12 protein-coding genes are annotated in these 12419 nt (G+C 60.7%); 5 read left to right on the top strand and 7 right to left on the bottom strand.

The window, feature by feature from the left end:
* Nucleotides 1-4: 4 nt before the first annotated feature.
* The 3 genes from cheY1 to ACSQ9D_RS01290 all read right to left on the bottom strand — a co-directional run bounded on the left by cheY1 (nt 5) and on the right by ACSQ9D_RS01290 (nt 2340).
* Nucleotides 5-370 carry a chemotaxis response regulator CheY1 gene (gene cheY1 / locus ACSQ9D_RS01300; RefSeq protein ID WP_007530053.1) on the bottom strand — a complete coding sequence of 122 codons (366 nt, stop codon included), beginning with the start codon at nt 368-370 and terminating at the stop codon, nt 5-7.
* Nucleotides 367-663, bottom strand: coding sequence for an STAS domain-containing protein (locus tag ACSQ9D_RS01295; protein ID WP_436283744.1), 297 nt, complete (start codon nt 661-663; stop codon nt 367-369). Before ACSQ9D_RS01295 ends, cheY1 begins: the two co-directional genes overlap by 4 nt.
* A gap of 63 nt (nt 664-726) precedes the next feature.
* Nucleotides 727-2340, bottom strand: a complete 1614-nt coding sequence (locus ACSQ9D_RS01290) for a globin-coupled sensor protein (RefSeq protein WP_436280847.1) — start codon at nt 2338-2340, stop codon at nt 727-729.
* Between the two features lie 644 nt (nt 2341-2984).
* On the opposite strand from ACSQ9D_RS01290, the gene ACSQ9D_RS01285 reads away from it, so the two are divergent.
* Complete coding sequence (locus ACSQ9D_RS01285) at nt 2985-4406, top strand: glycosyltransferase family 39 protein (protein ID WP_436280846.1); 1422 nt, start codon at nt 2985-2987, stop codon at nt 4404-4406.
* Between the two features lie 4 nt (nt 4407-4410).
* Here ACSQ9D_RS01285 and ACSQ9D_RS01280 read toward each other — a convergent pair whose 3' ends face one another.
* Nucleotides 4411-4716, bottom strand: coding sequence for a transcriptional regulator (locus ACSQ9D_RS01280; protein ID WP_047516584.1), 306 nt, complete (start codon nt 4714-4716; stop codon nt 4411-4413).
* A gap of 34 nt (nt 4717-4750) precedes the next feature.
* Between ACSQ9D_RS01280 and ybaL the strand changes: the two genes are divergently transcribed.
* From ybaL to ACSQ9D_RS01260, 4 genes are all read left to right on the top strand, one after another.
* Nucleotides 4751-6565: a YbaL family putative K(+) efflux transporter gene (gene ybaL, locus ACSQ9D_RS01275; RefSeq protein ID WP_436280845.1), complete on the top strand. Its 1815-nt coding sequence runs from the start codon at nt 4751-4753 to the stop codon at nt 6563-6565.
* A gap of 54 nt (nt 6566-6619) precedes the next feature.
* A complete protein-coding gene (locus tag ACSQ9D_RS01270) occupies nt 6620-7003 on the top strand; it encodes a hypothetical protein (RefSeq protein WP_436280844.1) in 384 nt (127 codons plus the stop codon).
* Nucleotides 7004-7095: 92 nt separating this feature from the next.
* Nucleotides 7096-9651, top strand: a complete 2556-nt coding sequence (gene secD / locus ACSQ9D_RS01265; RefSeq protein WP_436280843.1) for a protein translocase subunit SecD — start codon at nt 7096-7098, stop codon at nt 9649-9651.
* 86 nt (nt 9652-9737) lie between these two features.
* Nucleotides 9738-10445 (top strand): sensor histidine kinase, encoded by a 708-nt coding sequence (locus ACSQ9D_RS01260; RefSeq protein WP_436280842.1) that lies wholly within the window; start codon nt 9738-9740, stop codon nt 10443-10445.
* 3 nt (nt 10446-10448) lie between these two features.
* Here ACSQ9D_RS01260 and ACSQ9D_RS01255 read toward each other — a convergent pair whose 3' ends face one another.
* From ACSQ9D_RS01255 to ACSQ9D_RS01245, 3 genes are all read right to left on the bottom strand, one after another.
* Entirely contained in the window at nt 10449-10883 is a 435-nt protein-coding gene (locus ACSQ9D_RS01255) for a response regulator (protein WP_436280841.1), read from the bottom strand.
* A 14-nt stretch (nt 10884-10897) separates the two neighbouring features.
* Entirely contained in the window at nt 10898-11602 is a 705-nt protein-coding gene (locus ACSQ9D_RS01250) for a response regulator transcription factor (RefSeq protein WP_436280840.1), read from the bottom strand.
* Nucleotides 11603-11914: 312 nt separating this feature from the next.
* The gene (locus ACSQ9D_RS01245; protein WP_436280839.1) at nt 11915-12289 is read right to left on the bottom strand and encodes a response regulator; all 375 of its coding nucleotides are present in this window, start codon (nt 12287-12289) and stop codon (nt 11915-11917) included.
* Nucleotides 12290-12419: the final 130 nt, after the last annotated feature.

Here is a 12419-nt window from a genome sequence, read left to right as displayed (position 1 = left end):
GGGTTTAAGCGGTTACGCGCTCAATGGCATCGATCAGCTTGGCAGGGTCGAACGGCTTGACGATCCAGCCGGTGGCACCTGCCTGGCGCGCGCGGTTCTTCTTTTCCGCATCGCTTTCGGTTGTCAGGACCAGGATCGGGATCGCGCGATATTTGTCGTTGCGGCGAACGCCTTCGATGAAGCCAAAACCGTCGAGGCGCGGCATGTTGATGTCGGTGACAATGACGTCGGGATTGGATTCTTCCAGGACCTCGAGGCCTTCGACGCCGTCTTCGGCCTGGATCGTCTCGAAGCCCGCATTGTTGAGCGTCACGAGAAGCATGTTCCGAATGGTCCGTGAATCATCCACGGTAAGCACTTTTTTCTTCATTGCCGGATCTCCTTAGCGAGCAGATGGTGGATATCGACACCAATCAGTTGCATGGTTTTCTGAAATGCGTCCGAAGCCTTGCTGAACGTAAAGGCGAGCTTGTCTTGGTCCCAAGTCTTGGCCGCGGCCATAAGGACCTGCGCGCTTAGTGCACCAACGCGTTCGACTGCAGAGGCATCGATGGCCAGATCGTTGCCGCGCAACGAAGCAAGCTTGTCGCGAAGCGCGGTCGCTTCGTTCAGATCAAGCACCGATGACAGGTTCAGCGTCTTCCCAGTTTTCCTTGCCGCCATCAGCTCTTCCTTGTCTCCTGGTTCCCGCTCAACGAATGTGAGCATGGCTCATATACTGGTTTGTTAGTAAACAATCCGCCCTCCGACCGAGGCGACGGGCAGCACAAATCCGAAGTCCTCGTCGTCAGCCACGACATCGGCAGAGCGCCTGACATCGACGGCCGGGGATAACAGCGGCGCCTGGCGCGCGGGCTCGGCGTTCTGCCGGGCAACGCGAAATTCGCGGATCGTCTGGCCAAGTTCGACGATGACGGCGTGCAGGTCGTCCGCACCTTCGGCAGAACGCGCTGCGGAAGCGGCGTTGTCGGTCATCTGCACGCCAAGGCCCTTGACGTCGGTCGTCACGACATCGAGGTTCGCGGCGTGCTGGCTTGCCTGAGTTGCGACCGCCGCGATCGCCGTGTTGATCTCACTGACCTGACGAACGATGCTACCAATCGAATCCTGAGTACGTCCAACCATTTGCACGCCGGCATCCACCTGCGATTTGGTGGCGCTCACAAGCGTCTTGATCTCGCGCGCGGCGTCAGCGGAACGCTGCGCCAAGGCACGCACCTCTTGTGCCACGACGGCAAATCCACGTCCGGAATCACCTGCGCGGGCGGCTTCAATGCCGGCGTTGAGCGCCAGGAGATTGGTCTGGAAGGCGATCTCGTCGATCGCCCCGATGATTTGGCCGATTCTTTCGGCGGACTGCTCGATATCCGCCATGGCGGCAATCGCGCGTCCAACCACCTGGCCGCTTTCTTCCGCCGCGGTGCGCGTCGAGGCGGCAGCCTGCTCGGCAGCACGGCTGCCTGCGGCACCGTGGCGGACGCTTTCCGAGAGGTCGGCAAGGGCGGCGGCGGAGGAGAGCAGCTGCTGGGCATGGATGGATGCATTGCCGGCAAATTGCTTCGAGGCATCACCAAGCGACTGCATAGACGTTCCAGCCGCCGCTGTCTTTTCGGCGATCGCCTGAAATTCGGACTGGACGACATCGAGCGCGCCGTTCAGCGCCTGCGCGATGTCCCGGTGGGCGCCGTCTTCCTCAACGGCTGCTCGAACAGTAAGGTCGCGGGCGGCAAGACCATTGATCACGTCGGCGAAAACGTGAGCGATGTCCGCCTTGTCATTGTTGCGCTGATCGGCGAGCGCGCGCTGCTGGGAAGCCCGCAAGGCGTTGAAACGCAAAGAGACGGCAATCTCGACATCCACCATCACGAGACGAATGATCCCCGACATGAGGTCGGAGATTTCTTTGGCCCGACGACGACTGCTCGGCAGGAAGGAGCGACCAACCAATTCGCTCGCAAGGCCGCCGATGACGTGCTCGAGAACGACGCCGTGACCCGCGACATGCCAGCGCGGGTCGAGGCCCATCTTGCTTTCGGAATCTGAGAGAACCTTGACGCGCTCGGCATAGAGGCTGTCGAAACGCGCATCGGTCAAAACGTCCCAGTGCGAGGCCTGCAAGTCGTGAAGCCGCTCGACCTGACGTTCGCTCTCGAAGTTGCGCGCTGCGTCGGGAAACGATTGAAAACGCTGGAAAAGATCGCGCAGGCCGGCGGCGAGATGCTGCTGAAGATCGACACGGTGGCGCCTGACCAAATCACAGTGTTCGGCATCGAGCCCGGCAAAGCGCAACCGGTCACGCAAGCTGCCTGCCTGCGCTCCTCGAGCCTGATCTGATGGCATTTCCTGCCCCAACGCCTGTCCCCAACCACATGCCGGGCGTGTGCCCGTCATTAAATCTGTTGCTCCGCGCGGCAGGCACGCTGCCGATTGGTGGCTTGCCTCCGGCGGCAGCCGGCGGCCTGGAGCCTCCCGATCAGTAGATTCTGCTTCGGAGCTGCTTGATGAGATTGATTCCGGATCGACCGGTACGGCGGTGCGGCGTCATGCCTGGTGGGAACGAGTGAATTTTCCCATTCCGACGTGTCATGCAATGTTTATGGTTAATTCCTTGCCTGAAGGTTAATGCGTATTTTATGAATGTCGACTTTCGAGCGAGCCCTAATAACCATCTACGAATTACTGGGCTTGCGTTGCAGCGCTGCTACAAGTCCGACGCAAGCTTTGTGTTATACGCCCAGAAACAACCGTGACATGACGTCAGAAGGATTGGGCAATGATTGTTCTTGGATTGGGGTCGTGCTTCCTCGCAGTTGCTGTTCTCGTAGCCGTTACGCTACTTGACCAGATCGAAGCGACCCGCGGCCAGGTTGCCCTGCGCGTTCTTTGATTCTTCGCAATCAGGCAATAGCAAAGGTCACACGCCCGGTACGCCAGGGCGCTAACCTTCGGCTCTACAGCGTTTGAGTTCAGCGGAATTTCCGTTCATGTCTGCCAGACTTGGCCTCCTCATCATTCTTGGCGTGACACTCTGGCGAGTCATCACCCTTCATTTCGACACGACCGATCTGTTCGTCGATGAAGCGCAATACTGGTTCTGGTCGCAGAATCTTGATTTCGGCTACTATTCAAAGCCGCCGATGATCGCCTGGGTCATCCGAGCGATGACGGAGCTCGCGGGATCGACATCGATCTATTGGATCAGGGTTGGCGGACCGCTGATCCATATGGCGACTTCGATCATGCTCATGAATACGGCCAAGCGCTTTGTCGGGCCTGACATCGAAGGGTGGGCCGGCGTCACCTTCATCACGCTGCCGGGCGTTGCGCTGTCATCGGTGTTCTTTTCCACCGACGTCGTGCTTCTCCTTTTCCTGACTGTTGCGCTATGGGCCTATTTCGGCCTAACAGCGAAGCGCTCCCTAAGTCTCGCCATCCTCATGGGATTTGCCTTCGGCTGCGCGTTCCTCTCGAAATACGCGATCCTCTTCGTCGTCCCCGGCGGGCTGATCGCGCTCATTCTGCTTCCAAGCGCGCGCATAGCCTGGCGCGATTTTTTCGTATCCGTCATCGTCGCGCTTGCCGTCGCTGCGCCGAATGTCTGGTGGAATCTTGCGAACGACGGCACGACCATCCGTCACACCACGAACATTGCACATTGGAGCAAGCTCGGTATCGAGGTCGCCGGGGGTCTCGAATTCTTCGCGGCGCAATTCGGCGTCGTCGGGCCAATCGTCTTCTTTGCGATGCTCTGGGCCGTCGCGCGCGCCTTCAAGGGTAAGACCAATGCGCGAGAAGCGCTGCTGATCTGGCTGTCAATCCCCGTCGTTCTGCTGATCACGCTTCAGGCGCTGGTCGCCAAGGCCTATGCCAACTGGGGCGTCACAGCTTACATCGCGGGAACGATTCTTGCCGTGTGGCTGCTTGACCGCCTCTGGCCGAAAGGCTTGCGCCTTTCGCTTGCTATAAATGGTACGGCCAGCTTCCTGTTTCCTCTGGCTGCGGTCTTTGCGCACCAGCTCGTTCTGCCGAACGGAAACGAGATCATGAAGCGCTATCTTGGTCGCAGCGCGATCAGTCGCGAGGTGGGTGAGCTCGCACGGCGGTCGGAAACCTCGATCATCGTCAGCGACAGCCGCGATCTCCTGGCAGACATGTTCCATACGCTGCGAAACGATCCGGTCCGCATCTACGCCAAGCCGCCTGCCGGCGCGCCCGACAACTATTACGAGCAGATCTTTTCCCTGCCGGGCGATGTTGCTAACAACGTCCTTTTCGTGACGACGCATCCGGTAGACTGCGCGCAAACGCCTGAGCTAGTCCAGAGCTGGCGGCCAACGGAAGGCTACTACCGCGGCAAGACGATCTTTTCCTACAGGATTTCGCCGGCCTGCCTCGCCGGTAGGTAGACCGTCACCTCGGGGCGGATGGGAGGCCAAGACATGTTCCCATCCCCTCGACCTCCACAAACACGACACCGCCTTTTTCGAACGCGAGACGCAGCTGCGCCTCGGTTGCACGATGAATTTCGTGGTGTTTTCCTTCATAGTCGCGGATGGTACTGCGCGACACGGCCGCATGCTCCGCGAGATCGAGCTGCGTCCAGTCAAGCAATCCGCGAGCGGCCCGGCACAATGCCGGGGTCAGAATTGTTTCCTTTGCGCCTTGACCCATTCTGCCAAACCACCCATATTGGTTGATATAGGTCATATATGTCATATTTTAAACGGGATTTCCAGTTCGGGAGAAAGTGATGCCGCATGATACGCCTTTGATTTCGACAATCGTCGGAGGCCTCGTGCTTGCGTTCATCCTCGGCGCGCTCGCCAACAGGCTTCGTATGCCCCCCTTGGTCGGATACCTCGTCGCTGGCGTGCTCGTCGGTCCGCATACGCCCGGCTACGTTGCCGATCAGAGCCTTGCACCTGAACTCGCCGAAATCGGCGTCATCCTTCTCATGTTCGGCGTCGGGCTGCACTTCTCTCTGAAAGACCTCCTCTCCGTCCGCGGCATCGCCGTTCCGGGCGCCATTGCGCAGATTGCATTTGCGACGCTGCTCGGCTGGGGACTGGGTGCGCTCATGGGATGGCCGACGGGAGGCAGCCTCGTCTTCGGACTCGCTCTCTCCGTCGCTTCGACAGTCGTCCTCTTGAAGGCACTGCAGGAGCGGCGGCTGGTCGAGACCGATCGCGGCAAGATCGCGGTCGGCTGGCTGATCGTCGAGGACCTCGCCATGGTTCTTGCGCTCGTCCTCATCCCGGCGGCTGCCAGCATCGGCGGCGGGGAGCACGCGACGGTCGAGCCTCTTTCGGCCGCAGTGGGCCGGCTCTTCGGCCTCGACCTCGGCATCGGCGGCATCATCGTCATGACCCTGATCAAGGTCGCGCTGTTCGTCGGGCTGATGCTGGTTTTCGGACGGCGTATCATTCCCTGGACGATGCACCGCATCGCGCACACCGGATCGCGCGAACTCTTCCGCCTTGGCGTCCTTGCGATCGCTCTTGGCGTTGCCTTCGGCGCCTCCAAGATGTTCGGCGTGTCGCTGGCGCTCGGCGCCTTCTTCGCCGGCATGGTTCTGGCCGAGAGCGAGCTCAGCCACCGTGCCGCCCAAGAAAGCCTGCCGCTTCGCGATGCCTTCGCGGTTCTCTTCTTCGTCTCAGTCGGTATGCTGTTCGATCCGAACATCCTAATCGAGAAGCCGCTGCCGCTGCTCGCCACCGTTTTCATTATCGCTATCGGCAAATCGATCGCCGCCTTCCTGATCGTTCTGCTGTTCCGCAAGCCTGTCGGCACGGCGCTGACGATTTCGGCGAGTCTCGGGCAGATCGGCGAATTTTCCTTCATCTTGGCAACGCTCGGCGTCGCTCTTGGCCTGCTGCCCGAGGAGGGACGCGACCTCATCCTCGCAGGCGCGATCATCTCGATCATCCTCAACCCGCTACTTTTCTACGTCTGCGATCGCCTGCGCCCGATGCTGGAGCGGACCAAGCGCGACGAGCCTGTCGCCGAACCGACGGCAGAGAAGCTTCCCGAACCAGCTGACGAGCCGGTGGCCGAGGACGACGTACACCCGACGGCGCTTCGCGGGCATGCGATCCTTGTCGGTTACGGCCGTGTGGGCAGCATCGTTGGCCAGAACCTCAAATCGTCCGGCACGCCTTTCCTTGTGGTCGAGGACTCGGACAAGCGCATTGGCGAGCTTCGGGATCAGGGCATCGAAGCGATCAGCGGCAATGCGGTGTCGCGCGAGGTGCTCGACCTTGCCAACATCGCCGGCGCCCGTAGTCTTGTCGTGGCCATCCCCAACGCCTTCGAGGCCTGCCGCGTCGCCGAACAGGGTCGCGCCATCAACCCTTCCATCCTGATCGTCGCACGCGCGCATTCGGACGCCGAGGTCGACGAGCTGAAGGAATATGGTGCAGACACCGTCATCATGGGCGAACGGGAAATCGCCATGGGCATGGTTGACCGGCTCGCCCAAGTGCATCATGACAGTGTGCCCTATGAAGGCGAAGCCGAGACTGCTACAATCGCAGCCGAGGAAACGCCTTCTCCCGACAAAGAATGAGAGACTTTTGCGCCGTTGAGCCGGTACGAGGTTGAAAATCCCAACGATCACGAGATGAGGCTCGACGCGCGCCGCATGAGCAGTCGCGTTGCGATCTCCCTGCTCGTTGCCGTTTTCGCCTATCTCGGCTTGCTGCTCGGCGGCAGCCTCGTCATCGGTCCCACGCGCGGCGCGAATTCGATTTCCTCGTCCAGCAAGGACGGCCAGCCCCTGCAGTTGAGCGCCCGAGATGCCGTCCGCGCCATTCTGACGGCCGAACGCAAGGCGGCTCCGAAATACGCGCCGTTTGATTCCGGCGTCGCGGCCCTTGGCGCGGCTGCGAGCATCGAACTGCCCTTGGCCGGCGAGCCACAGCGGCTGGAAGCCTTCCATGCCACGCACCGCGCGGCCGATGCCAAGGCTTACGATTCACATGGCCCGCCAGCAGCCGCGGCATGAACGCGCGCCTGACTGGCGCTTTCCATCGCTTTTAAGACACGCCGCCTGCGCGAGGAGCGCAGGCTCAAGCGTTATCAAGGATAAACAACAACATGCGTAATTCACCATGGCTGGTGTTCACCTATACGGTGATCATTCTCCTCGGCATTCTGATCGCTTTGCCGAACGCACTGCCGCAATCCACCCTCGATCGTCTGCCCTCGTGGTTGCCGCACAACCGTGTTTCGCTCGGTCTCGACCTTCGCGGCGGCTCGCATCTCGTTCTCGAAGTCGACGAAGCGGACCTGACCCGCGAGCGGCTGCAATCGCTCTTGCAGGACGCCCGTCGCGTGCTTCGTGAAAAGAACATCCAGACGAAGTCGATCGTTCGCAACCAGAACCAGATCGTCGTTACGCTCACCGATCCGGCTCAGAGCGACGATGCGGTAGCACAGCTGAAGACGCTCGGTAACGCGATCGCCACCGGCCTCAGCGCCGGCCAGTCGGATCTTTCGGTCACGACGAACGGCGGCAACATCCTCGTCGCCTTCTCGCCGGCCGGTATCGCCAGCAACGTCGATTCTGCCGTCCAGCAGAGCCTCGAGGTCATTCGCCAGCGCGTCGACCAGGTGGGCGTTGCTGAACCGACGATCCAGCGCATCGGCGGTAACCGCGTGCTCGTGCAGCTCCCGGGCGCACAGGACCCGTCCCGTCTGCGCCAGCTTCTCGGCTCGACCGCGAAAATGTCGTTCCACATGCTGTCTCCGAACAATGCTCCGGGGCCGGGCGTGACGATGCTGAAGGACGAGAAGGGCAACACCTATCCGGTTCTCGACCGCGTGGAAATCTCCGGCGACCGTCTCTCGGATGCCCGCGTCAGCTTCGATCCGAATACGCATGAGCCGGTCGTCAGCTTCCGCTTCGACAGCGCCGGCGCAACCCGCTTTGCGGACATCACCCGCCAGAACGTCGGCAATCCGTTCGCCATCGTTCTCGACGACACGGTGTTGAGCGCGCCTGTCATCCGCGAGCCGATCACCGGCGGCTCCGGCCAGATCTCCGGCAGCTTCTCTGCCGACAGCGCAACCACGCTTGCCGCCATGCTGCGCGCCGGTGCCCTGCCCGCCAAGCTCACCGTCATCGAAGAACGCACCGTCGGTGCCGATCTCGGCGCGGACGCTATCAACAAGGGCATCTATTCCGGCATCGTCGGCTTCGTGCTGGTCGCCGCCTTCATCTTCATCCTGTATGGCACGTGGGGCTTTCTCGCGAACTTCGCGCTGCTGATCCACACCATCTTGACGTTCTCGGCGCTGACGCTTGTCGGAGCAACGCTGACGCTGCCCGGCATCGCCGGCGTCGTCCTCGGCATCGGCCTTGCGGTCGACGCCAACGTTCTCATCAACGAGCGCATCCGCGAAGAAACACGCAAGGGCAAGAGCGCCTTTGCCGCGATCGACACCGGCTTCCGCCGCGCCTATTCGACGATCATCGACGGCAACATGACGGCGCTGATCGCCGCCGCGATCCTGTTCTGGTTCGGCTCCGGACCAGTCCGCGGCTTTGCCGTGACCATGGCGCTTGGCCTGATCATCTCGATGTTCACGTCCGTTGCCTTCGTTCGCGTGACGATGATCGAGATCACCCGCCGCCGTAAGCTCAAGGTTCTGAACATCCGTCCCCTGATACCGATGATGTTCAACCCTTATGGCCGCCACATCCAGTTCATGAAGGCTCGATTCTTTGGCGTGACGGTCTCGGCGCTCCTGTCGATCGCCTCGGTCGTTCTCTTCATCCATCCCGGCCTCAACTATGGCGTCGACTTCCGCGGCGGCATCCAGATGTCGGTGAAGACGCAGGAAGCCAGCGAACTCGGTCGCTTCCGTGAGGGCTTGAACAGCCTTGGCCTCGGCGAAGTCTCCCTCCAATCCTACGGCGACAACAACACGATGGCGGTGCGCGCGCAGAGGCAGGACGGCGGTGAAGAAGCCCAGACAGCCGCAGTCGAGAAACTGAAGGCGGAAATCGTCAAGATCGACCCATCGGCAACCGTCACCGGCACCGACGTCATCGGTCCGAAGGTCAGCGGCGAGCTCGCCTGGGCCGGCATCCTGTCGGTCGTCATCGCCAGCTTGGCGATGCTGTTCTACATCTGGTGGCGCTTCGAATGGCCATTTGCGGTCGGCGCCATCGTCACGCTCGTCCTCGACGTGACCAAGGCGATCGGCTTCTTCGCGCTGACTGGCCTCGATTTCAACCTCACCGCCATCGCCGCAATCCTGACCCTGGTCGGTTATTCGGTGAACGATAAGGTCGTGGTCTACGACCGCATGCGCGAAAACATGCGGCTCTACAAGTCGATGCCGCTGCGCGAGATCATCGACCGGTCGATCAACGAGACGCTGGCCCGAAGCCTCTACACCAACGCGACGGCCTTCCTCGCCCTGCTGCCGATGGCAATCTGGGGCGGCAGCGCGGTCGAGAGCTTCGCTGTTCCGATGGTCTTCGGCATTCTCGTTGCCGGTGCCTCGTCGGTCTTCATTGCAGCTCCGATCCTGCTCTTCCTCGGCGACTGGCGCCGCCGCCACCGGGCGGCTGTCGCCACGACGGAAGCCGCGGTGGAGATCATCCCTCCGGAAGAGGGCCAGCCGCGCAAGACCGTTGGCTGAGGACGATGCCGAGATGAAACGAAATGAGGGCGCCGGTTGCACAGCCGGCGCCCTCTTTCTATTCTCGCGGGGTGGGAGGTTTCAGCATGTCGTCCGAACAACCGGTTGCATCAAGTGAAAACGAGGAGCGCATTCGCCGCTTCCTGGCGATCGCTTCGCACGATCTGCAATCGCCGCTGCGGCACATCGCGATGTACGCGGAAATCCTGCTCGACGACCTGGCCGACAGGCTCGACGGCGACCAGTTGAAAAGCCTGCAAACCATCCTCCATAAAGCAGAGACGGCGCAGCGGCTGACAAAAGCTCTGATGGGCTTTGCGAGCAGCGCGCCGCAGGTGACTGCAACCGAGATCGATCTCGATGGCCTTGTCCGCGAGATCTGGGCCGACATGGCGAGCGAAGTCGCCGCATCAGGCGCGACATTGCAGCACGACGACTTGCCGACAATTATTTCGGATGCCGCGATCGTCAGGATCGCGCTGACGAACGTGATCGCCAATGCGCTGGCGTATCGCAGCGCATCGCCTCCTGTCGTGACGATCGAAGCGGAGCAGAATTCCGCTGCTCTAACAATACGCATTTCCGACAACGGCCCTGGCATCGACCCGACCCATCAGGACAAGATCTTCGACGCGTTCTGGAGCCGACCGCAGGATGGAAGGCCAGCCGGTCCGGGGCTCGGCCTCACGGCCGCGCGCGAGATGTTGCGGGCGCTCGGCGGCGGCATTCGTCTCGAGCGCTCGGACGCGGGCGGAAGCCGATTTGCTATTCGCCTCCCCTCCCCGCGAACCTAAATTTCATCTCGTGTAATCGTCTTTCCAGACGTCTGGCACATTGTAGGTGACGTATTCGCGGATGATATATTGCAGGGCTTCGACGTCCATCTCGTCCTTGCCGATCCGGAAATCCACGCCATAATCCGGGAAGTGCTGGAAGTAACCGTCCGAGATATCCATGGAGACGACGCCGATCGGCCCGGTATAGCCGCTGCCGCGCAGCTTCGGAACGGTCTCCCGGAAATCGGCGTTCGGCAACAGGCGATTGTCGAGCAGGATCAGATCGAACTTGTCGGCGCCAAGCTTCTCCAGAGCATCGTCGATCGATTGCGCATACTCGATGGCGACTGGCGGTTCGCTCAGCATAGCGAGCTTCTTTTTCAGCGATCGAAACTCGATGACCTCGTCGTCAACGAAGAGGATCTTGACGGCCTTGCGGCCGGTTTCGACTGCCATTCCGGTTTCCCCAGTCACGATACCAGCCCCATCCTGAGCGCGATCGCGACCATGTGGACGCGGTTGACGGCGTCGAGCTTCCTGACGGCGGCCGCTATGTGGGAATTGACGGTATGTTCCGACAGGCCGAGGATGATCGCAATGTCCGCGGAGGTTTTGCCCTCACTCGTCCACTTCACGACTTCAGTCTCGCGTTGAGTGAGGCGCCCCGACATTTCGTGCGCCAGTATCTCCTCGTAGAACTTATCGAATATCCGCATCGTGTCGAGAAGGACTTCGGCCACCTCTGCCTGATCCGGTTCGGCGCGCTTGCCGCTGAAAGCGACGCAGTAACGCTTGCCCTCCGGCGTGAACAGGGGAACGAGGAGGAAGGAGTTGCTGTCAAATTCGTTGAGGACGAGGTCGCGCGGATAGTCTTCCGGCAGACTGCCTTTTCCGGAAAGCGGCGTGGCGAGAAACTGCGAGGCTTTTGTCTTCAGAAGTCCGAGAGCCTGACGCATGCCGTAGAGAAACAGGGCGGTGCGCCTTTCGGCAACGTTGGTGATGATGATCTCGCGCGTGCTAAATGGCGGTGAAGCTTCCGAAACACGCGCAAGAGCAAAGCACTCAAAGCGGTAGTGCTGCGCTGCAGCCTTCAGCAAGCGAAAGAAATCGGTACGATTGATCGCCCGACCGAGTTCCGGTCCAAGATGGAAAGGAGTGGCGGCGACACTACTCATTGCACGTCCTGCTGCCTCGCGGATTTGGCTGTATCCCAAGATCTAAGGATACACGTCTTGGACCGGCACAATTATTACCACTACCAAGACTATTGTAGGAAGAGCGTGAAGCAAGACCTCGATCTCCCGGATTAGGGGCTGCGCGATTTCCTTCCAAGTCTTTTGTCTTTCCGCATGCAACACCCCTTGTATGTGGAAGGCGATGCCCTCGCGGCATTGGAGAGAGCCGACCAGCCTTTCAGTCAAGGGGTTGACTGTGTTTGTGGCGGCAAACTTAAGGTTGCTCGGCTCTCTCGGCTTTTTCTCTCACCGTCAGCTCATCTGCGCGATCACGGCCGGGAGATCGATGGGTTTCTCGACATAGAAGTCTGCGCCCGCTGCCAGCGCGCGCCTGCAATCCTCCTCTGCATCAGAACCGGTGCAGACGCCAAGCCGCATGCGGGAAAACCTTGAGTCAGCCCGCAGCTGCGCGATCAGATCGAGGCCGCTATCAAGCGGCATGTAGAGGTCCACGATCAGCGCATCCGGCAATCCTTCGCCCTTCACGCATGCTTCCTCCAAGGCCTGCATGGCACTCTGTGCCTTGGTGAAACACAGCAGTGTGACGCCGATCTGCTGCTTCTTGCGCACATAGTCGGCGTAGAAGAGGTCGTCTGCGTTGTCATCCACATAGAATATTGTCGGCATATCGATCCGTTCGAACCATCGCGCTGCCACTATGCCCGAGGATTGGCAGTGGGAAAATCCAAATATGCATCCTTGCACGCGCACGGGGTAAGCTCTCCCGATCTCAACGAACCGTATTGAAAGTTTTCAA

Source organism: Rhizobium sp. LjRoot258 (assembly GCF_964254185.1).
Lineage (GTDB): Bacteria > Pseudomonadota > Alphaproteobacteria > Rhizobiales > Rhizobiaceae > Rhizobium.
Note: the sequence above shows the minus strand (reverse complement) of the source record. Positions and strands in the feature narration are given on the sequence as shown.

Coding starts and splice junctions, on each gene's coding strand:
- cheY1 (WP_007530053.1), bottom strand. CDS start 370: ATGAAGAAAAAAGTGCTTACCGTGGATGATTCACGGACCATTCGGAAC.
- ACSQ9D_RS01295 (WP_436283744.1), bottom strand. CDS start 663: ATGGCGGCAAGGAAAACTGGGAAGACGCTGAACCTGTCATCGGTGCTT.
- ACSQ9D_RS01290 (WP_436280847.1), bottom strand. CDS start 2,340: ATGCCATCAGATCAGGCTCGAGGAGCGCAGGCAGGCAGCTTGCGTGAC.
- ACSQ9D_RS01285 (WP_436280846.1), top strand. CDS start 2,985: ATGTCTGCCAGACTTGGCCTCCTCATCATTCTTGGCGTGACACTCTGG.
- ACSQ9D_RS01280 (WP_047516584.1), bottom strand. CDS start 4,716: ATGACATATATGACCTATATCAACCAATATGGGTGGTTTGGCAGAATG.
- ybaL (WP_436280845.1), top strand. CDS start 4,751: ATGCCGCATGATACGCCTTTGATTTCGACAATCGTCGGAGGCCTCGTG.
- ACSQ9D_RS01270 (WP_436280844.1), top strand. CDS start 6,620: ATGAGGCTCGACGCGCGCCGCATGAGCAGTCGCGTTGCGATCTCCCTG.
- secD (WP_436280843.1), top strand. CDS start 7,096: ATGCGTAATTCACCATGGCTGGTGTTCACCTATACGGTGATCATTCTC.
- ACSQ9D_RS01260 (WP_436280842.1), top strand. CDS start 9,738: ATGTCGTCCGAACAACCGGTTGCATCAAGTGAAAACGAGGAGCGCATT.
- ACSQ9D_RS01255 (WP_436280841.1), bottom strand. CDS start 10,883: ATGGCAGTCGAAACCGGCCGCAAGGCCGTCAAGATCCTCTTCGTTGAC.
- ACSQ9D_RS01250 (WP_436280840.1), bottom strand. CDS start 11,602: ATGAGTAGTGTCGCCGCCACTCCTTTCCATCTTGGACCGGAACTCGGT.
- ACSQ9D_RS01245 (WP_436280839.1), bottom strand. CDS start 12,289: ATGCCGACAATATTCTATGTGGATGACAACGCAGACGACCTCTTCTAC.